The following is a 20,109-nucleotide window of genomic DNA, read 5'->3' on the forward strand; positions in this document are numbered from 1 at the left end:
TCGGCCCGCCGTTACGGAGTCAGCCTCGGATCAGGCACGCTCAGCGCGGCCAGCCGGCCGAGATCGTCGTCGCGATCAACCGCGACATAGCTGCCATGCCAATACGCCAGAGCCGCCGATTGCGGCGCGACCTCGATATGCACCACCTTGCCGATGACGATGGCGTGGGAATGCCGCTCGATGATCTCCTCGACCTCGCAATCCAGCGTCGCGAGTGCTCCCACCAGCAGCGGCACGCCGGTGACGTGCTTGCGCCAGTCGGCGCCGGCGAAGCGCTCGGCGCCGCGCAGGCCTCCCTTACCCGCGAACCGTTCGGCGACGCCGATCTGATCCGCCGCCAGCAGATTGGCCCCAAACACGCGTTCCCGCTGCAGAATCGGCCAGGATGAGGCGCTGCGGTTGAGGCTGACGATGATGGAAGGAGGCTCGACCGCAAGCGACGACAGCGAGCTCACGGTCATGCCGGTGACCTCGTCGCCCCGGCCGACGGTGATGACGCTGACGCCGCCGACCAGTTGGCGCATCGCAGAGCGGAAATCCGGCTGGAGCGCCGTAGCATCGGGCATGTGACGGACGATGGAGTTCATTGCGTTGATCTTTCCTACCCTGCCGTGCCCGGTCCAAGCAACTGGCCCAGGATCGAGCCTTCCAGCGCGGCGAGCTCGGCAGACCCGCGCCGTCGCGGGCGCGGCAGATCGACGCTGATGTCCTCGGCGACCCGACCGTCCTCAATGACCAGGACGCGATCGGCCAGGGCCACGGCCTCCGCGACATCATGGGTGACCAGGATTGCGGTGAAGGTTTGATCGGTCCAGACCCGTTCCAGCAGCCGTTGCATCGCGATCCGGGTCAGCGCATCGAGCGCGCCGAGCGGCTCGTCGAACGCGAGCAGGCGCGGTCCGCTGACCAGCGCACGCGCCAGCGCCACGCGCTGCTTCTGGCCGCCCGACAGCACCGCCGGCCATTGGTCGCGCTTCTCGGCCAGACCGACCTCCTCCAACGCGAGGCTGGCGCGGTCATGCGCGCCGGCGGCCTTGCGGCCGCGGCCAAGCCCGACCTCGACGTTGGCCAGCACCCTCGCCCAGGGCAACAGCCGCGGCTCCTGGAACATGACCCGGACATCCTCGGGGCGCGCGGCGGTGTCGCCGAAGCTGATCGTGCCGGACGTCGGCTTGTCCAGACCTGCGATCAGGCGCAGCAGCGTGCTCTTGCCGCAGCCGCTCTGGCCGACGATGGCGACGAACTGACCGGCCGGAATCTCCAGGTCGATGCCGCGCAGCACCTCGTTGTCACCGAAGGCCTTGCGCAAGTCGCGGATCACCAGCGGCAGGCCGCGCGTCTCGGATTTGGCCGGGCTCACGCTGGGCTTCCTCACAGGGCGGAAAGCCTGAGCATGGCCGATCACATCCTTGCCGTCGATCGCCTCGACGCCGGATACGGGAATTCGGAGCGCTTGCTGCATTTACGAACCTCAATGTTTGCTGAACGCCGGATGCCAGGACAGCGTCAGCCGCTCCAGCAGCCGCGAGGCGCTGTCGGCGAGCTTGCCCAGCAGGGCGTAGATCAGGATGGAGAGAACGACGACGTCGATCTGCATGAACTCGCGCGCCTGCATCGCCATGTAGCCTAGCCCGGAGGACGCCGCGATCGTCTCGGCGACAATCAGGGTGAGCCACATGATGCCGAGCGCGAAGCGCAGGCCGACGAAGATCGACGGCAGCGCGCCGGGAAAGATCACGCGGCGAAACAGCTCGCCGTCGGTCATGCCGTAGACGCGGCCCATTTCAATGAGTTGCGGATCGACGGTGCGAATCCCGTGCAGCGTGTTGAGATACACTGGGAAGAACACGCCGAGCGCGACGAGAAACAGCTTTGCGCTCTCGTCGATGCCGAACCACAGGATGACCAGCGGGATCAGCGCCAGATGCGGCACGTTGCGGATCATCTGGAGCGTGGTGTCGGTGAGCTTCGACGACAGCTGCGACAGGCCGTTGGCGAGACCGAAGGCGAAGCCGATGCTGCCGCCGATCAGGAAGCCGATCGAGGCCCGCCAGAAGCTGACCCAGATGTTGCGGCCGAGCTCGCCCGACCACAACAGCTTCCAGCCGGCACGCGCGACGTCGCTCGGCGCAGGCAGCACGCGGGGCGAAACGAGGCCCGCGACCGACGCCGCCTGCCAGATCAGGAGGATCGCAAGCGGCACCAGCCAGGGCAGCAATCCATCCGCCTTGGGCACGTTGAGCTTGCGAACCTTGGGGAGGCTGTCGATCAGGCTCATGACTGCGACGCCCGCTGCAGGGGACGATGCTCATTGGCGATGGTCTCGCCGAACGGACCCGTATTCGCGCGGAGCTTGGTCACGTTGCCGCCCTGCTCCACCGCGTTCAGCCCGAGCTTCGGGAACACCAGCTCGGCGAAGCGATAGGCCTCTTCGAGATGCGGGTAGCCGGAGAGGATGAAGGTATCGATGCCGAGGTCCTGATACTCGCGGATGCGCGCCGCGACCGTATCGGGATCGCCGACCAGCGCCGTGCCGGCGCCGCCGCGGACGAGGCCGACGCCGGCCCACAGGTTCGGGCTGATCTCGAGCTTGTCGCGACGCCCCCCATGCAGCTGCGACATCCGCTGCTGGCCGACCGAGTCCATGCGCGCGAAGATCTTCTGCGCCGAGGCGATGGTGTCATCGGTGACGTGCTTGATCAGATCGTCGGCCGCGGCCCACGCCTCCTCATTGGTCTCGCGCACGATCACATGCAGGCGGATGCCGAACGACAGCTTGCGGCCGCGCGTGTCGGCGACGGCCTTGACCTTGGCGACCTTGGCCGCGACGTCGGCCGGCGGCTCGCCCCAAGTCAGATACTTCTCGACGGTATCGACGGCGACGTCGATGCCGGCATCCGACGAGCCGCCGAAGAACAGCGGCGGGCGCGGCGACTGCACCGGCGGGAACAGCAGGCGGCCGTCCTCGACCTTGATGTGCTTGCCGGAGAAGTTGACGGCCTCGCCTTCGAGCAGCTTGTTGTAAACGGTGAGGAACTCGCGGGTGACCTCGTAGCGCTCCTCATGCGACAGGAAGATGCCGTCGCCCTTGTTCTCGACCGGATCGCCGCCGGTGACGACGTTGACGAGCAGGCGGCCATTTGTGACGCGGTCGAGAGTGGCTGTCATGCGCGCGGCCACGGCCGGCGACTGCAGGCCCGGCCGCACAGCAACGAGATAGCGCAACTTCTCGGTGAACGGCGCCACGGCTGAGGCGACGATCCAGGAATCCTCGCAGCTGCGGCCCGTGGGGATCAGCACGCCGTAATAGCCGAGCTGGTCGGCGGCCTGCGCCACCTGGCGCAGATAGTTGAAATTGACCTCGCGGCCGCCTTGCGACGTCCCGAGATAGCGGCCGTCGCCATGGGTCGGCAGGAACCACAGCACGTTGGGCTTCGAAGTGTTGCTCATGTCATTCTCTTTCGGATGCGGATGGCGATCACGCGTCAGGTGGACGGCGTCCACTTCCAGACGATGTCGGCGACGTTGACCTGTCTCGGAATGAGCCCGACCCGGGCGAAGCGGTCGGCCACTGCCTGCTGGCTCTTGATGATGTCGGCATCGATCGGCACGACGCTGTAGACCGAGCGGTCGACGAAGCGGCGGACAGCTTCGAGATCGACACCGGTGGCCTCGGCCTGCGCCTTGGCGACCTCCTCGTGATGGCTGTTGGCCCAAACGCCCTCGGCGGCGAAGGCACCGTTCAGCTTGGCGACGACGCCCGGATACTTCTCAACGAAGTCGCTGCCGACGATGTAGAACGAGTTCGGCTTGTGCACGTCCTTGTCCCACACGATGACGCGCGCATTCTCCTTGAGCTCGGCGAGCGCGAGATACGGATCCCAGATCGACCAGGCATCGACCGAGCCCTTGACGAAGGCGGCGGTGGCATCGGCCGGCGCGAGCGGCGCAGGCGTGATGTCGCTCCAGGCGATGCCGGCCTTCTCGAGCGCCGCGACCAGCAGATTATGCGCGCTGGAGCCCTTGCCGAAGGCGATGCGCTTGCCCTTGAGATCGGCCAGCGTCCTGATCGGCGAGTCCTTGGGCACGATGATCGCCTGCGTGCTGCCGTTCTGCTTGACGGCCGCGGCGTAGCGGATGTTGGCGCTCGCGGCCTGCGCGAAGATCGGCGGCGCATCGCCGACATAGCCGAAATCGACACTGCCGACATTGATCGCCTCGAGCAGCGGCGGGCCGAACTGGAAGTCGATCCAGACGATCTCGATGCCGAGAGGCTTGAACGTGGACTCGATCGTGCGCCGCGCCTTCACGGCGGGAAAGAAGCCGCCCTTCTGGGTGCCGATGCGGATCTCCTTCGGCCTGTCCTCGGCGCGCAGCGGCGCCGCGCAGCTCATCACCGCAGCCGATGCCAATGACAGTTTCAGAAAATCGCGACGCTTCATTGCCCTCTCCGATCACCCTTGCGCATCCACGTTGATGCGATGCGCAAGATGATGGTGGCGAGCGAAACGCCTGTCGAGCACCCCTGAAAAATAGCAATGCCGGTCCTCCCGGCTGACGACCAGAGGGGATGATCGTATCGAGGTCCCCACGCAAAGCAGCGAGAGTTTCTCGCAAGGAGACATGCGGTCACGGATCTTCACGGCTCATCAACCAACATGATGGCGACGCGGGCCCGAGTTCGCAGGAGCGGTGCGCTGGTGTGCTCTGGGGTCCCCGCGCTTGATCCAGGTCAACGCTGGTTCCAATGGTCTCCCTTAATCTATCATCAGGCGCGGCCCGGATGCCGCAAACCCTCCCATACCCACACAGTTGAGAATCCTCTCATGTCGCTCGTTGGCAGCGATGCGACTGCGCGTGCGCGCCGCAGACGCATGGAAATTTTTGCCTTTCTGTTCCTCACCGCAGTGCTGATGCCCGCGCTCGCGGTCGCCACCGTCGGCTCCTACGGGCTGGCGGTGTGGGTCTACCAGATGATGGCCGGACCGCCCGGCCCACCCGCGGCACATTGACCGGAAGGACGGCTCATATGCTCTCACACCGCACTCGCCTCGACCGGCGCGCGCTGATCACCGGCCGGGTGCTCACCGCTGAGCCCGTGGTTGCGCCTGTCACGGGCGAAATCGCCTCGATCATCGTGCAGACCCGTCCCGATCAGCTCGATCGGGTCGCCGCCGACATTCTTGCGATGTCCGGCTGCGAAATTCACGGCCGCGATGAGCGCGGCAAGCTGATCGTCGTCGTCGATGCGCCGAACGCGGGCGCGCTCGGTGCCACCATGACGACCATCTCCGCGATCCCCTGCGTGCATTCCGCCTGCCTCGTCTTCCACGCCATCGACGCCGGCTAATCAACCGAGACCACCATGACCGAATCAAAAATCGATCGCCGTCAGATGCTCAAGCTGGAGGCCGCAGCGATTGCCGCGGCCGCCGCCGGGATGCCGGCGAGCTCGCTCGCGGCCAACCTCGTCACCGAACGCGAAGCCAGCGAGCTGAAATGGGACAAGGCCGCCTGCCGCTTCTGCGGCACAGGCTGCAGCGTGATGGTCGCGACCAAGGACAACCGCGTCGTCGCCACCCATGGCGACATCAAGGCCGAGGTCAATCGCGGCCTGAACTGCGTCAAGGGCTACTTCCTGTCCAAGATCATGTACGGCCATGATCGCCTGACGCATCCGATGCTGCGCAAGACCAACGGCAAGTACGACAAGAACGGCGAGTTCACGCCCGTCAGCTGGGACGAAGCCTTCGACATCATGGCGTCGAAGTACAAGGACGCGTTGAAGAAGCGCGGGCCCTCCGGCGTCGGCATGTTCGGCTCGGGACAGTGGACGATCTGGGAAGGTTACGCCGCCTCGAAGCTGTTCAAGGCCGGCTTCCGCTCCAACAACATCGATCCCAACGCGCGGCACTGCATGGCCTCGGCGGTGGCCGGCATGATGCGCACCTTCGGCATCGACGAGCCGCCGGGCTGCTACGACGACATCGAGGCCACCGACGCGTTCGTGCTGTGGGGCTCCAACATGGCGGAGATGCACCCGATCCTGTGGACCCGCGTCACCGACCGCCGGCTGTCGGCGCCGCATGTCAAGGTCGCGGTGCTCTCGACCTTCGAGCACCGCTCGTTCGACCTCGCCGATGTCGGCATGGTGTTCAAGCCGCAGACCGACCTCTACATCCTCAACGCCATCGCCAACCACATCATCAAGACCGGCCGCGTCAACAAGGACTTCGTCCAGGCGCACACCGTGTTCAAGCGCGGCCAGACCGACATCGGCTACGGCCTGCGCCCCGAGCATCCGCTGCAGAAGAAGGCGACGGGTGCCGCCAAGGCCAACGACGCGGTCGACATCTCGTTCGACGAGTATGCAAAATTCGTCTCCGACTACACGCTGGAGAAGGCCGCGGAGATGTCCGGCGTGCCGTTGAACCGGCTGGAGGCGCTGGCGGAGCTCTATGCCGATCCCAAGACCAAGGTGGTCTCGTTCTGGACCATGGGCTTCAACCAGCACACCCGCGGGGTCTGGTGCAACAACCTCGTCTACAACATCCATCTGCTGACGGGAAAAATCTCGGAGCCCGGCAACAGCCCGTTCTCGCTGACCGGCCAGCCCTCCGCCTGCGGCACCGCGCGCGAAGTCGGCACCTTCTCGCACCGCCTGCCCGCCGACATGGTCGTGACCAACAAGGAGCACCGCACCAAGGCCGAGCACATCTGGCAGCTGCCGGAGGGCACCATCCCCGACAAGCCCGGCTATCACGCCGTGTTGCAGAGCCGGATGCTGAAGGACGGCCTGCTCAACGCCTATTGGGTGCAGGTCAACAACAATCTACAGGCCGGCCCCAACGCCAACGAAGAGACTTATCCCGGCTTCCGCAACCCCGACAACTTCATCGTCGTCTCCGACGCCTACCCGTCGGTCACCGCGCTCGCCGCCGATCTCATCCTGCCGACCGCGATGTGGGTGGAGAAGGAAGGCGCCTATGGCAATGCCGAGCGCCGCACCCAGTTCTGGCATCAGCTGGTGTCGGCGCCGGGCGAGGCGCGCTCCGATCTCTGGCAGCTGATGGAGTTCTCCAAGCGCTTCAAGATCGAGGAGGTCTGGCCCGAAGAGTTGATCGCCAAGAAGCCGGAATATCGCGGCAAGACGCTGTTCGACGTGCTCTACAAAAACGGCCAGGTCGACAAATTCCCGCTCGACCAGATCGAGCCGGGCTATGCCAACGACGAGTCGAAGGCGTTCGGCTTCTACGTTCACAAGGGCCTGTTCGAGGAATACGCCGCGTTCGGCCGTGGCCATGGTCACGACCTTGCGCCGTTCGAGACCTATCACAAAGAGCGCGGCCTGCGCTGGCCGGTCGTCGACGGCAAGGAGACGCGCTGGCGTTTCCGCGAAGGCTCCGACCCTTACGTCAAGGCCGGCACGGGCGTGCAGTTCTACGGCTTCCCCGACGGCAAGGCGCGCATCTTCGCCCTGCCCTACGAGCCCCCGGCGGAGTCGCCCGACAAGGACTATCCGTTCTGGCTGTCGACCGGCCGCGTCGTCGAGCACTGGCATTCCGGCACGATGACGCGCCGCGTGCCCGAGCTCTACAAGGCCTTCCCCGAGGCCGTCTGCTTCATGCATCCGGACGATGCGCAGGAAGCAAACCTGCGGCGCGGCGACGAGGTCAAGGTCGCTTCGCGGCGCGGCTTCATCCGCGCCCGCGTCGAGACCCGCGGCCGCGACAAGCCGCCGCGCGGGCTCGTATTCGTGCCGTGGTTCGACGAGTCCAAGCTGATCAACAAGGTGACGCTCGACGCCACCGATCCGATCTCACTGCAGACCGACTACAAGAAATGCGCCGTGCGCATCGAGCGGGTGTGACCGACATGATCAAGAAGCTTGCCGTGATGCTGCTCGCAGCCGGCCTTGCCGCCGGCTCGAGCACCCTGCTCGCCCAGAGCGTCTCGTCCTCGCTGCGGGGACCTGCGCCGCTCAACGACGAAGGCCCGGCGCCGCCGATGCAGCCGATGAAGAACACCGCCGAGAAGGAGGTGCGCAACTATCCGGAGCAGCCGCCGGTGATTCCGCATGCCATCGACGGCTATCAGGTCGACATGCAGGGCAACAAGTGCCTGTCCTGCCACGCGCGTGCACGCACCGCTGAATCAAAGGCGCCGATGCTGTCGATCACCCACTTCATGGACCGCGACGGCCAGTTCCTCGCCTCGGTGTCGCCGCGCCGCTACTTCTGCAACCAGTGCCACGTGCCGCAGAGCGTCGCCACTCCCCCCGTCAGCAACGATTTCGTCGACATCGACACGGTGCTGTCGCACGACAAGCCCGGTGCCAAGCGATGAGCAGCGCCGACATCCCGCAGGGGACGGGAACGCCGGCCCCGGAGAAACGGCTCGGGCTCATCCGCCGCACCTGGCAGTTCGTGCTCGACCTGATTGACGTGCTGCTCAAGCCGAGCTCGATCTTCGGGCTGGGCGTGCTGGTGCTCGCCGGCTTCGTCGCCGGCGTGATCTTCTGGGGCGGCTTCAACACGGCGCTCGAGATCACCAACACCGAGAAGTTCTGCACCGGCTGCCACGAGATGAAGGACAACGTGTTCGCCGAGCTGAAGACGACGGTGCATTTCTCCAACCGTTCCGGCGTCCGCGCCTCCTGCCCGGACTGCCACGTGCCGCACAACTGGACCGACAAGATCGCGCGCAAGATGCAGGCGTCCAAGGAGGTCTGGGGTCATCTGTTCGGCTCGATCGACACCCGCGAGAAGTTCAACGACCGCCGGCTCGAGCTGGCGCTGCACGAATGGGCGCGGTTCAAGGCGAACGATTCGCTCGAATGCCGCAACTGCCACAGCTCCCAGTCGATGGACATCACCAAGCAGTCGCCGCGCGCCGTCGAAGCCCACCAGCGCTTCCTGTTCACGGGGCAGAAGACCTGCATCGACTGCCACAAGGGCATCGCGCATCATCTGCCGGACATGAGGGGCGTGCCGGGCTGGCAGTAGGTCCCTTACCTCTCCCCGCTTGCGGGGAGAGGTCGGATTGCATCGAAGATGCAATCCGGGTGAGGGGGTACAGGTCCAACCACTCGCACCACCCGCGCGGCTGCCCCTCACCCCGACCCTCTCCCCGCCTCAGCGAAGCGAAGCTTCGCCAGGGAACGGGGAGAGAGAGCGCACCGTCTGCGCCTCTTCCAGCTTGATCTCGCTGAAACAGCCCTTAGGTTCACGGAATGTCCCGAGTCGCCCCGCGGCTCCATTCTTGTGAGCCATGACCACCTTCTCCCCGCATCAGGATTCCGCCCTCAAGGCCGTCAGCGACTGGCTGAAGGAAAAGCCCGGCCGGAACGGCACGCCGCAGGTGTTCCGGCTGTTCGGCTATGCCGGCACCGGCAAGACGACGCTGGCCCGCCACATCGCCGAGGGCGTCGATGGCGAGGTCAAGTTCGCGGCGTTCACCGGCAAGGCGGCGCTGGTGATGCGCAGCAAGGGCTGCGACAACGCCTCCACCATCCACTCGCTGATCTATCGCGCGCAGGAGAGCGGCGAGGAGCAGCCGAACTTCGAATTGTGGGACGACGCGCCGGCGTCCAAGGCCAAGCTCATCATCATCGACGAATGCTCGATGGTCGATGCCGATCTCGGCCGTGACCTCTTGTCTTTCGACTGCCCGCTGCTGGTGCTCGGCGATCCCGCACAGCTGCCGCCGGTCAAGGGCGGCGGCTTCTTCACCGACAGCGAGCCCGACGTGATGCTGACCGAGGTGCATCGTCAGGCCAAGGACGATCCGATCGTGCGGATGTCGATGGACGTGCGCGAAGGCAATACGCTCGACATCGGCCGCTATGGCGAGAGCGAGGTGGTGGAGCGCCGCGAGCTCGATCCGTCACGCGTCATGGAGGCCGACCAGGTGCTGGTCGGCCGCAACGCCACCCGCCGCGCCTACAACAACCGCTTCCGTCAGCGCCTCGACATCGAGGACGCGCTGCCCGTCGCCGGCGACAAGCTGGTCTGCCTGCGCAACAACCGCAAGAAGGGCCTGTTCAATGGCGGGCTGTGGCGGGTGAAGTCGCGTGCGACCTCGAAGTCCAAGATCGTGACGATGCGGGTCGCGCCCGAGGAGGATTTCGGACGCAAGGTGACGAAAGTCTCGGTGCGCGGCGAGTGTTTCGCGGGCGGCATCGAGGACATCCCGTGGGAGCAGCGCAAGCCCTATGACGAGTTCGACTACGGCTATGTGCTGACCGTGCACAAGTCGCAGGGCTCGCAATGGGACGACGTCGTCTTGTTCGACGAGAGCTTCGCCTTCCAGGAAGCCCGCGCCCGCTGGCTCTACACCGGCATCACGCGGGCCGCGAAGCGGCTGTCCATCGTCGTTTAACCTTGATGCAGGCAGCGGCGGTATCGTCCTGCCTCGTTCCTGCAAAGCCTGCGACCTGTTGATCCAGGTCAAGCTGCCGCAGCACGCTTGGCGGATACAAAACGATTCACATGTCTGTACATCACCAGCAGGCGGGGCGGAAGCGGATGGCAAATACGAAGACGACGAAGAGCAAGACGTCGAACGGCCGGCGAGCGAGTGCGACGGCGCGAGTCGCGCGAAAGCAGTCCGCGACCAAGCTCGATCCAATCGGGCAGTCGCTGGTGAATGAATCGACGCAGGCCGCGCAGATCACCGAGCTGTCGGCGTTCGAGAGCGTGCTCCACGGTCCGCCGGCGCTGAACGCCGATTCTGCACCGATCAAGGCCATGCTCGACGGCGCGGCGCCTGATGATGCCAAGCTGATGAAGGCGCTGATCGACGGCAAGACCAAGCCGGACAAGCGTCACACCTCCGACGAGCTCGCCGACAATTGGCGCCAGGGCGGCTATCCCTACAAGTACCGGATGCTCCGCAAGGACTATGAGGAGCAGAAGTTCATCCTGCAGACCGAGCTGCTCAAGCTGCAGAACTGGATGAAGGACGCGCGCCAGCGCCTGGTGCTGCTGTTCGAAGGCCGCGACGCCGCCGGCAAGGGCGGCACCATCAAGCGCTTCATGGAACATCTCAACCCGCGCGGCGCGCGCGTCGTCGCCTTGGACAAGCCGAGCGACGTCGAGCGCGGCCAGTGGTACTTCCAGCGTTATGTCGAGCATCTGCCGACATCCGGCGAGATCGTGCTGTTCGACCGCTCCTGGTACAACCGCGCCGGCGTCGAGCGCGTGATGGGCTTCTGCTCGCAGACCGAATATGACGAGTTCCTGCGCCAAGTGCCCGAATTCGAGCGCAACCTCGTACGCAGCGGCCTGCACATCATCAAGTTCTGGTTCTCGGTCAGCCGCGACGAGCAGCGACGCCGCTTCAAGGAGCGCGAGGCACATCCGCTCAAGCAGTGGAAGCTGTCGCCGATCGATACCGCCTCGCTCGACAAATGGGACGATTACACCCGCGCCAAGGAGGCGATGTTCTTCTCCACCGACACCGCCGACTGCCCGTGGACCGTGATCAAGTCCGACGACAAGAAGCGTGCCCGCCTGAACGCGATGCGCTGCGTGCTGCATTCGCTGCCCTACGCCGGCAAGGACGTCTCGCGCATCGGCCATGTCGACGACCTCATCGTCGGCCGCGCCAGCGTCATCCATGAGCGCGAGGAGCATGCGAGCTGATGGCTTCGTGCAGTTTGTAGAGCGGGCAAAGACGCGCCACTGCGCTCTGTTGGAGGGACGACGATCAAGCATCACTCGGGCCTCAGAGGTTGCGAGAATGAGTAGTTATGTCCGGGATCGCGCTACAACAATTAGTGTCGTCCCGGCGAACGCCGGGACCCATAACCACCGGCCGTGGTTTGACGCGCAAATGTCGACCACCTCGCTTCCACCACGCCCGCCGCGGCGTATGGGTCCCGGCATTCGCCGGGACGACAGCGGAGGACGACGCGGGCATCACCCGTCTCATCGGCATCGTCACCACGAGCGTGTTCCGCTTGCCGGACTCACTTCGCCGCGACGAAGAAGAAATCCTCCCGCCCCGGCGGCGAGCCGTAGGTGAAGGGCTGCTGGCGTTGCTTGGTGGCCGCCCAGACGTCGTCGCGGACGATGTCGAACAGCTTGCGCACCTCGAGACGCGGCTCCTTGATGGTCCTGGCGAGCGCGGTCGCGAACGGGCTGTTGCCACCATCGCCGTCGAGCGCCGTGGCGCCATGCTTGGCCGCGTAGACCACCATCATGCCCGCACCGGGCTCGATGTTGGAAAACCCCTTGTCGACCAGCTTCAGCGCCAGCGTCTGCTTCATGCCCGGCGCGAACGGGTTGTCGCGGCAGGCATCGAGGATGACGAGGCGCAGCTTGCGCGCCGCGCCGACGGCGGCGAGCACCTGCTCGAGCGCGACCGCCTCGGTCTCGGCATCCTTGTCGGCAGCGAGCTTCGCATCGATCGGCACCAGATAGTTGACGCCGCCGATCTCGAAGCCGTGTCCGGCATAGTAGACCACGGCCCAGTCCGCCTTCTCGGCCTCGGCCTCGAAGCTGCGCAGCGCCTCGAAGAACCTGTCGCGGGAAAGGTCGCTCACCAGCGTCACCGACTGGAAGCCGGTCGCGCGCAACGTGTCCGCGATCAGTCTCGCATCGCGCGGCGGGTTGGGCAGCGCATGCACCGACTTGTAGCCGCCATTGCCGATCACCAGCGCGACGCGGCGCGCATTGGATCCGGCGCCGGCGATCTGCGGCGTCAGTGCTGCGAGCCGTTCCTGGGCGAGCTTGCGCGCCCTGGCCACGTCGAACGGATCGTAGGTGGTCAGCGCGAAGGCGGCCGCACGATAATCGGCGCGCGCCTGCGCGACGTTGCCACGCTTCTCGAACAGCTGGCCGCGGCTGGCATGGGCGTGGACGTTGTTCGGGTTCATCGCCAGGACCGCGTTGAGATCCTTCAGCGCCGCATCGAGGTCGCCCTTGCGGAGATGGGCGTCGGCCCGGCCGACGATGGCGAACTGGTTCTTCGGCGATCGCTCGATGATCCCGGTCCACCCGGCGATCGCCTCATCGGGACGGCCCATCGCGGTCAGTGTCTCGCTGCGGTACATCGCCGCGAGCGGCGCAGCCGCATCGATCTTCTCGGCCTGATCGTAGTCGGCCAGTGCGGCGTCGTGCTCCCCCATGAGCGCGCGCACGCGGCCGCGATTGACGTAGCCGAGATAGAGCGTCGGCACGGCGCGGATGGCCGCGTTGAAATCGTCGAGCGCGCTCTGCAGCGCACCGCGGCGCAGATGGATGGTGCCGCGATTGTTGTAGGCGATCCCGAAGGTCGGACGCTTCTGCACGGCGGCGTCGTAATCGGCCAGCGCCAGTTCATCCTTGCCCTTGCGCTCATAGACATAGCCGCGCCGGTTGAGGATCGTGACATTGTCCGGATCGGCGGCCAGCGCGGCGGTCAACGCCTCGATGGCCTTGTCGTCCTCGTGCTTGTTGAGCGCGACCAGGCCGCGAATGTCGAGCGCCAAGGCGAGGTCCTTGCCGGTCAGATTGCCGCCCTCGAGCAGGCGCTCGCAGGCCGACGCCCGCGTAGCCAGCTCGGCCTGACGGCTGCGGCAGACGGCTGGATCATCGCTCAGAACCGGACCGGCGAAGGCAGGCAGGACGGGAACGATCAGCAGCAGGAGCAACGGCAGGAGGCGCAGCATGGCCGGGATGGATCTCGCGTGGGCGGGTCGATCGTTTGTCGAACGAATATCGTCGCGGTTCGGCCAAGACCAGAGGCCAAGACCAGAGGCGAGGAGCAGGGCGCCGCAGCAACCCGGCCCCGTCGTCCTGTTCACGCAGTCGTGTGGCAGCCCCTGTAACGCCCTGTGACCGACGACGTATCTTGCGACAGAGGCTTGACCGGGCCACTGTTCCGGCCGGCGAGACGAGACAAGTCACCAAAGAGGATCCCAAGATGCGCCTCACCCGCTCCCTTTTCGTCAAGACTGCCCTGCTCGGCGCGATCGCGGCCGCCGGCATCCTGGCATGGCAGCCGCTCCACGCCGCCGAGGAAGCCGTGGTGATCCCGCCTCCGGCCCAGGACCAGCCGGCGGCCGAAGGCATTGAAACGGCGGTCGTGGCCGGCGGCTGCTTCTGGGGCGTCCAGGGCGTGTACCAGCACACCGCCGGCGTGGTCAGCGCCGTGTCCGGCTACGCCGGCGGCACCAAGGCGACGGCCGACTACCGCTCGGTGTCGAGCGGCAGCACGGGCCATGCCGAGTCCGTGCAGATCAAGTTCGATCCGAAGAAGATCTCCTACGGCAGGATCCTGCAGATCTTCTTCTCCGTCGTGCACGACCCGACGCAGCTGAACCGGCAGGGCCCGGATTCGGGCCCGCAATATCGCTCCGCGATCTTCACCACCTCGGAGGCGCAGAAGAAGGTCGCCGAGGCCTATATCGCCCAGCTCGACAAGACCAAGGTGTTCGGCAAGCCGATCGTCACCAAGGTCGGCAAGCTCGAGGCGTTCTACCCGGCCGAGGACTATCACCAGGATTATCTGACGCTGCACCCGAGCCAGCCCTATATTGCCTATAACGACCTGCCGAAGATCGACAATCTGAAGAAGATCTTCGCCGAGAACTACATCGACAAGCCGACGCTGGTCAGGGACGCCAAGGCGACGAATTGAGGCCGACCGGCACGACGACAGGGCGGACCCAGGCGGATCCGCCGGAGGACAAGAGGATGAGCGACACCAAGACGAGCGACAAGGTGGTCAAGAGCGAGGCGGAGTGGCGCCGCGAGCTGACGCCGATGCAATATGCCGTGCTGCGCGAGAAGGCGACCGAACGTCCCTTCTCCGGCGAGTACGAGCATGAGCATCGCGCCGGCACCTATGTCTGCGCCGGCTGCGGCCAGACGCTGTTCGAATCCGACGCCAAGTTCGATTCCGGCTGCGGCTGGCCGAGCTTCACCGCGCCGGCGGCCGAGAGCCTTGTCGACGAGGAGACCGACTATACCCACGGCATGGTCCGCACCGAGGTGCTGTGCTCGAAATGCTCGGGTCATCTCGGCCACGTCTTCCCCGACGGTCCGGGGCCGACCGGATTGCGCTACTGCATCAACTCGGCGGCGCTGAAGCTGAAGCCGCGCTGATCGTTGTCCGGCGCTTTCCGGCGCTCCCGGGCCCGTTCTTGCGACGGTACCGGGAGGCCGGCAGGCCCGGCCCGGCGCGCCCGGAGCGGTCAAAATCGGCCACAAGGCGCGAGATTTTCACCGTGCGGATCGGCCTCCCCTGCATTCACAAGTTGCAGATCAATTAAGTTGTTGAAAAAATAGGATATTTCAATACGACCGGAAGCAGCCCGGATTTACGATGTGACCGGGCAGGATTCGCATTTCTGTCAAATCGGCCTATATTAGGGGCTGTAACTGACATGCAGGGCTGGGCCGCCTGGAGCGGCAAGAATACCGCCCTCCACACCCGCAATCGCTGGCGTCATTGCCAAGCTTGATCGTTCGAAAGCTCGCGTCAGCGCTCTTAGCCGACAAGAAGAGGTCTCAGACCATGCGTCCAATGCGTCCGTTCAACTTCAACACCTCTGCCGAACTGTTTCCCGCCGCCATTCGCAAGAAGAAGCGGGCGGGCTTTGCTTATCGGCGGTTCGGCACCGCGGCCGAGGCCGTGCGCTTCGCCATGGAGGAGTTGCCGGCGGACTCGCTGAATGGCGCCTATCTGCAGGTCGAGGAAGCCCGGTTCGACCAGAACGGCATCCGTACCCTGTATGAGAGTGAGGCGTTTCCGCTGCCGCGCCGCGCCGTCGAGGACAAGGCGCCCGACGCCGATGCGGCCTGACGGCAGCCAGGCCACTAGACGACACCCTGCCCCGCCTCGCGCGGGGCAGTTTTTTTATGGAGACCTCTTTATTGGTTTCTGCCGTTGGTCAGCGCGGCTGGGTATCCAACCACCGCCGCAGGATCTTGGCGTTGCGCATGTTGGCGCGGAACAGCACGTCGAACGCATCGCCCGCGACCGGCACCATGCCGATCACGCCTTCGACCGCGACGTTGCCGAGCATCCGCGTGATGACGTGCCAGGGCGCACCCAGCGCGCGGGCCTCACGCACCAGCCACAGCGACAGCGCGGTCGCGATGAGGTCGCCGACGACCGGGATCAGACCGATGATGCCGTCGATGCCGTAGCGGATGTTGGTGCCGGGCACGACGAAGGCGACGTCGAGCAGCCTGGCCACCGCCTCGAGCCGGGCGATGCGCTGCTCGCGTGTCAGATTGCCGAACGGATTGGCGCCCTGGAAGTCGAAGCGAACGCCGCCCGGCCCGACGAAGGCGCCATTGAACGACGATTGGAAGCCTCCCTGCGGGACCTCCCGTCCATCCTGGTCGATGATCGGCCCCCGCGCCTCATTGGCGCTGAAATGCGCCTGCGAGGCACGTCCGGAGGCGCGGCGGGGCGAGGTGGAGATCTGGTCTTGCATACCCATCACATAGAAACGCGGCAGCGCGGCGCAAGTTGCGTCACGCCGTCACGCACCGTGCTCGCTGGGCCGGGCCGGCGAGGCGTCCGGAAGTTGCTCATCGACGAATTTGTGAACCAGCCAGGACGATACCGTCGCCGGAATGAAGCCGACGAGGCCATACAGGATCCACTGGAGCGCGCCGTATTCGGAGCCGTGGGACGCATAGTTGAAGCCGGCGAAAACGAAGGCGATGCCGCCCACGATCAGCATCCGGATCGCCGGCGTGATGCGGCGGACATGGAACAGGATGTCGTCGATCGCGCACATCATCAGCGCCGGCAGGAAGCCGAACAGATAGCTGTATTGCAGCGACGTGGCGAACACCTTGAACAGCTTGGCCACTTCACCCGGATCGGTCTTGGTCCAGTAGCCGGACATGTAGGTGGTGACCAGAAGCAGCGCGAAGCCGCCCAGCGCGGGGCCGACGGCCACGAAGATGAGATATCGCTTCATGACAAACCTCCTGCCTCGCCGATCCGCCGACGGCGCGAAGCCCGTGCCGCCCGGTCAGTCTCCCCACAGCGCGAAGGCGTCGTTGAAGGCGCGCTCGCCCGGAGCCCCCTTCTCGATCGCGATGATCGCCCGGCGTTGGTTGGTGTAGACCAAGGGAACGTCGAACCAGGAGCGCTCCTTCAGGAGCTGCACGTTGCGGGTCCGGTCGGCGTCGACATTGGAGAGACCGACCAGGAAGAAGCCGTCGGTCACCTTGACCGCGAGGCCCGCCAGCGGCGTACCGCGCGACTGCTCGTTGGACTTCATCAGGATGCCCGGCACGTTGCCGACGCCTCCGCCCGCGAAATCCTGCGGCAGGATGAAGGTCAGCTCGGCGGTATGGCTCGCCGGCAGCGACGTGTCGGTGTTGCGGCGGAACGACATCGTCATCTTGAACTTGCGATCGGGAATCTCGATGTCGGCCCGCACGGCGATGTCAGCCTTCTGCGTGCCTGTCGCCTTGATCTGCTCGGTGCGCCAGACCACCGTGCCGAGATACTGCTTGCCCTTCGGATCGGCCGGATCCTCGTCGTAGAGCACGACCTTCTGGGCCACCGGCGCGATCTGGTCCGAGGATGGCGACTGGCCGACGCGGTCGGTGATCTTCGGCTTGCTCAGCGGCGCCCCGGCGTCCTTCGGCGCCTCGACCGTCGAGGTCGACTTGAACAGGCTGCTGACGGTTCCGACCAGCGGCCGGCCCCACAGAATGCCGGCGCCGATCAGGATCAGCACGATGCCGGCAGCAATGGCGGCCTTGAACGGGAAGGTCGATCCACTGCGCTCCGGCTTTTTCTTGGCCTCGCGTTCGCCGGCCGTCCGCGGACGGGCCGAGGCGGTGGCCGGCACCGCGTAGCGCTCGGCTTCCTGAACCGACTCGTCATAGGAATAGGCCGGCTCGGCGGGCAGCGGCGGCCGGTCATCATCGCCGTCGAGGCGGTCGAGGTCGGTCGCCGGAACATTGGCGTAGGTCTTGCGCGCGGCGCGATTGGCCTGGGCCGTCGCCTTGCCGAGATCGTCGACGTCGGCGGTGATGTCCCGGAAGCCACGCATCGACGGCGTCGCAGCGGCGGTGCCGTTGTTGTCCTGCCCCCGTCGCTGGGGGCCCGGACGCTCGCGCAACGGCGGCACGTCCTGGGACGCGACCTGTGGCGGCTGCGGCCGAGCCGGTGCAGCCGGGGCTGCCGCGGCAACCGGCGACTCGGGCCGCGGAGCACGGGCGGACCGTGTCTCGGCCGGCTCAGGACCAGTCGGCGGACGGTCGTTGCGAGGGACTGGGGACCCAGCAGCTGGCCGCGGTCGCGCAGCGGGAGCAGCCGGTTGTTCGGGCGTCGGGCCGGGCTGAGCTGCGGGGGCCGCCGGAGCATCAGGATTGCGCGCGCCGGCCCGGCGCAGCGCATCGCCGGGACGGGCCGCGCCGCTGGAGGCCCGCTGTGCCTCGCGGGCGCGCTGAGCCGCTTCGGCCTCGACCTTGCGGACCGCCTCCTCGAGCGACAGCCGCTCGCGGGTGATCTCGGATTCGCTGAGCGGCGGCTGGACGCTGCGCAGCTGCGCGATCAGCGCCGCCCGTGCCCGCTCATAAAGCGCGCGCCGACTTTCGCCGGGAGCGTTGGGGTCCAATCCGGCAATGGCGCGGGCTATCAGCGGGTAGTAGTCGGCCATATCAACTCAATTCGCGGGCTGCGCTGTCGGGTCCCTTCACGCTTCGAAGGGATTCTGGACCAGAATAGTATCCTCGCGTTCGGGGCTGGTGGAAAGCAGCGCAATCGGGCAACCCACCAGTTCCTCGATGCGTCGGACGTATTTGATGGCCTGGGCCGGCAGATCGGCCCAGGAGCGTGCGTTCGCCGTCGGCTGCTTCCAGCCTTCGATGGTCTCGTAGATCGGCTCGACCCGGGCCTGAGCGCCTTCGCCTGCCGGGAAATGATCGATCTCCTTGCCGTCCAGCCGATAGCCGGTGCAGACCTCGATGGTGTCGAAACCGTCGAGAATGTCCAGCTTGGTCAGTGCAAGACCGTTAATGCCGCAAGTCCGCACCGCCTGGCGAACCAGGACGGCATCGAACCAGCCGCAACGACGCGGCCGGCCGGTATTCGTTCCGAACTCGCGGCCACGCTCGCCGATCTTCCGGCCCGTCTCGTTGTCCTGCTCGGTGGGAAACGGTCCCTGCCCGACCCGCGTCGTGTAGGCCTTGCAGAGGCCGAGCACGTAGCCGATCGCGCCCGGCCCCAGGCCGGCGCCGGTCGCAGCCTGCGCCGCCACCGTGTTGGACGAGGTCACGTAAGGGTAGGTGCCGTGATCGACGTCGAGCAGCGCGCCCTGTGCGCCTTCGAACAGCAGGCGCTTGCCCTCGCGACGCTTGATGTCGAGCAGCCGCCAAACCGTTTCGGTATAAGGCAGCAGCTTCGGCGCCAGCGCGGTCAGCTCGTTCAGAATGACCTTGCCGTCGATCGGCTCCAGGCCGAGCCCGCGGCGCAATGCGTTGTGGTGGGCGAGCAGGCGGTCGATCTTGTGCGGCAGCGTGTCGAGGTCGGCGAGGTCCATCAGGCGGATCGCGCGACGGCCGACCTTGTCCTCATAGGCCGGACCGATGCCCCGGCGGGTGGTGCCGATCGCGGTCGCGGCGCTCGCGGACTCGCGGAGCGCATCGAGCTCCCGGTGCAGCGGCAGGATCAGGGTGACGTTCTCGGCAACGCGCAGATTGTCCGGGCTGATGGACAGGCCCTGCGACTGCAGCTTGCTGACCTCGTCGAGAAAGGCTTGCGGATCGAACACGACGCCATTGCCGATCACCGACAGCTTGCCGGTGCGCAGCACGCCCGACGGCAGCAGCGCCAGCTTGTAGGTCGCGCCGTTGATGACGAGCGTATGACCGGCGTTGTGGCCGCCCTGGAAGCGAACGACGATGTCGGCCTGCTCCGACAGCCAGTCGACGATCTTGCCCTTCCCCTCGTCACCCCACTGGGCGCCGACGACGACGACGTTAGCCATTCGCAGCTCTTTCCTCTGCCAAGATCCAAAACAGCACGATCGGCTCGGACGATATCGCTTCCGATGAGGGGCCAGCCTGGCCAACCATGCGCCCAGCCCAAATCGCGGCCGGGACCGCTCGCTTGCGAGGCGACCCACCGGATAAAGGAAGCCGC

The 20,109-nt window shown here is 66.0% G+C and carries 20 protein-coding genes; 10 read left to right on the top strand and 10 right to left on the bottom strand.

The annotated features are described in order from the left end of the window. Nucleotides 1-11: 11 nt before the first annotated feature. From QX108_RS25080 to QX108_RS25100, 5 genes are read right to left on the bottom strand one after another with little or no spacing between them, the layout of a single operon-like run. Complete coding sequence (locus QX108_RS25080) at nt 12-587, bottom strand: flavin reductase family protein (protein ID WP_315721666.1); 576 nt, start codon at nt 585-587, stop codon at nt 12-14. Between the two features lie 14 nt (nt 588-601). Further along, a complete protein-coding gene (locus QX108_RS25085) occupies nt 602-1,462 on the bottom strand; it encodes an ATP-binding cassette domain-containing protein (RefSeq protein ID WP_315787609.1) in 861 nt (286 codons plus the stop codon). Between the two features lie 9 nt (nt 1,463-1,471). Further along, nucleotides 1,472-2,278 carry an aliphatic sulfonate ABC transporter permease SsuC gene (gene ssuC / locus QX108_RS25090; RefSeq protein WP_315787610.1) on the bottom strand — a complete coding sequence of 269 codons (807 nt, stop codon included), beginning with the start codon at nt 2,276-2,278 and terminating at the stop codon, nt 1,472-1,474. Further along, nucleotides 2,275-3,450, bottom strand: coding sequence for an FMNH2-dependent alkanesulfonate monooxygenase (gene ssuD, locus QX108_RS25095; RefSeq protein ID WP_315787612.1), 1,176 nt, complete (start codon nt 3,448-3,450; stop codon nt 2,275-2,277). The genes ssuC and ssuD overlap by 4 nt, the downstream gene beginning before the upstream one ends. 35 nt (nt 3,451-3,485) lie before the next feature. Then, nucleotides 3,486-4,442, bottom strand: a complete 957-nt coding sequence (locus QX108_RS25100) for an aliphatic sulfonate ABC transporter substrate-binding protein (RefSeq protein WP_315787614.1) — start codon at nt 4,440-4,442, stop codon at nt 3,486-3,488. A gap of 384 nt (nt 4,443-4,826) precedes the next feature. Between QX108_RS25100 and napE the strand changes: the two genes are divergently transcribed. The 7 genes from napE to ppk2 all read left to right on the top strand — a co-directional run bounded on the left by napE (nt 4,827) and on the right by ppk2 (nt 11,645). Next, the gene (gene napE / locus QX108_RS25105) at nt 4,827-5,012 is read left to right on the top strand and encodes a periplasmic nitrate reductase, NapE protein (protein WP_315721671.1); all 186 of its coding nucleotides are present in this window, start codon (nt 4,827-4,829) and stop codon (nt 5,010-5,012) included. A 17-nt stretch (nt 5,013-5,029) separates the two neighbouring features. Continuing rightward, nucleotides 5,030-5,350 carry a chaperone NapD gene (locus QX108_RS25110; protein ID WP_315787616.1) on the top strand — a complete coding sequence of 107 codons (321 nt, stop codon included), beginning with the start codon at nt 5,030-5,032 and terminating at the stop codon, nt 5,348-5,350. 15 nt (nt 5,351-5,365) lie between these two features. Beyond that, the gene (gene napA, locus QX108_RS25115) at nt 5,366-7,870 is read left to right on the top strand and encodes a nitrate reductase catalytic subunit NapA (RefSeq protein WP_315721673.1); all 2,505 of its coding nucleotides are present in this window, start codon (nt 5,366-5,368) and stop codon (nt 7,868-7,870) included. 5 nt (nt 7,871-7,875) lie between these two features. Further along, a complete protein-coding gene (locus QX108_RS25120; RefSeq protein WP_315787617.1) occupies nt 7,876-8,346 on the top strand; it encodes a nitrate reductase cytochrome c-type subunit in 471 nt (156 codons plus the stop codon). Continuing rightward, nucleotides 8,343-9,005, top strand: coding sequence for a NapC/NirT family cytochrome c (locus QX108_RS25125; protein WP_315721674.1), 663 nt, complete (start codon nt 8,343-8,345; stop codon nt 9,003-9,005). Before QX108_RS25120 ends, QX108_RS25125 begins: the two co-directional genes overlap by 4 nt. Before the next feature lie 265 nt (nt 9,006-9,270). After that, complete coding sequence (locus QX108_RS25130) at nt 9,271-10,380, top strand: ATP-dependent RecD-like DNA helicase (RefSeq protein ID WP_315784544.1); 1,110 nt, start codon at nt 9,271-9,273, stop codon at nt 10,378-10,380. Between the two features lie 110 nt (nt 10,381-10,490). Then, nucleotides 10,491-11,645: a polyphosphate kinase 2 gene (gene ppk2, locus QX108_RS25135; RefSeq protein ID WP_409998555.1), complete on the top strand. Its 1,155-nt coding sequence runs from the start codon at nt 10,491-10,493 to the stop codon at nt 11,643-11,645. Nucleotides 11,646-11,971: 326 nt separating this feature from the next. Here ppk2 and QX108_RS25140 read toward each other — a convergent pair whose 3' ends face one another. Further along, nucleotides 11,972-13,654, bottom strand: coding sequence for a caspase family protein (locus QX108_RS25140; protein ID WP_315784548.1), 1,683 nt, complete (start codon nt 13,652-13,654; stop codon nt 11,972-11,974). A gap of 254 nt (nt 13,655-13,908) precedes the next feature. Here QX108_RS25140 and msrA point away from each other — a divergent pair, with 254 nt between their 5' ends. The 3 genes from msrA (at nt 13,909) to QX108_RS25155 (ending at nt 15,792) form a co-directional block, all read left to right on the top strand. Then, on the top strand, nt 13,909-14,625 hold the full coding sequence (gene msrA, locus QX108_RS25145) for a peptide-methionine (S)-S-oxide reductase MsrA (RefSeq protein ID WP_315721678.1): 717 nt from the start codon (nt 13,909-13,911) through the stop codon (nt 14,623-14,625). Nucleotides 14,626-14,681: 56 nt separating this feature from the next. After that, the gene (msrB, locus tag QX108_RS25150; RefSeq protein WP_315784550.1) at nt 14,682-15,092 is read left to right on the top strand and encodes a peptide-methionine (R)-S-oxide reductase MsrB; all 411 of its coding nucleotides are present in this window, start codon (nt 14,682-14,684) and stop codon (nt 15,090-15,092) included. 412 nt (nt 15,093-15,504) lie between these two features. Beyond that, nucleotides 15,505-15,792 carry a hypothetical protein gene (locus QX108_RS25155; protein ID WP_172889812.1) on the top strand — a complete coding sequence of 96 codons (288 nt, stop codon included), beginning with the start codon at nt 15,505-15,507 and terminating at the stop codon, nt 15,790-15,792. An 88-nt stretch (nt 15,793-15,880) separates the two neighbouring features. On the opposite strand, the gene QX108_RS25160 is transcribed toward QX108_RS25155, so the two are convergent. From QX108_RS25160 to QX108_RS25175, 4 genes are read right to left on the bottom strand one after another with little or no spacing between them, the layout of a single operon-like run. After that, the gene (locus QX108_RS25160) at nt 15,881-16,432 is read right to left on the bottom strand and encodes a DUF4112 domain-containing protein (RefSeq protein WP_315721680.1); all 552 of its coding nucleotides are present in this window, start codon (nt 16,430-16,432) and stop codon (nt 15,881-15,883) included. 48 nt (nt 16,433-16,480) lie between these two features. Further along, the gene (locus tag QX108_RS25165) at nt 16,481-16,927 is read right to left on the bottom strand and encodes a DUF5413 family protein (protein WP_315721681.1); all 447 of its coding nucleotides are present in this window, start codon (nt 16,925-16,927) and stop codon (nt 16,481-16,483) included. Nucleotides 16,928-16,981: 54 nt separating this feature from the next. Then, a complete protein-coding gene (locus QX108_RS25170) occupies nt 16,982-18,625 on the bottom strand; it encodes a hypothetical protein (protein ID WP_315784552.1) in 1,644 nt (547 codons plus the stop codon). 36 nt (nt 18,626-18,661) lie between these two features. Beyond that, complete coding sequence (locus QX108_RS25175; protein WP_315721683.1) at nt 18,662-19,954, bottom strand: adenylosuccinate synthase; 1,293 nt, start codon at nt 19,952-19,954, stop codon at nt 18,662-18,664. Nucleotides 19,955-20,109 lie beyond the last annotated feature (155 nt).

The organism is Bradyrhizobium sp. SZCCHNR1002 (assembly GCF_032381435.1).
In the GTDB taxonomy this organism is placed as follows: Bacteria; Pseudomonadota; Alphaproteobacteria; order Rhizobiales; family Xanthobacteraceae; genus Bradyrhizobium; species Bradyrhizobium aeschynomenes.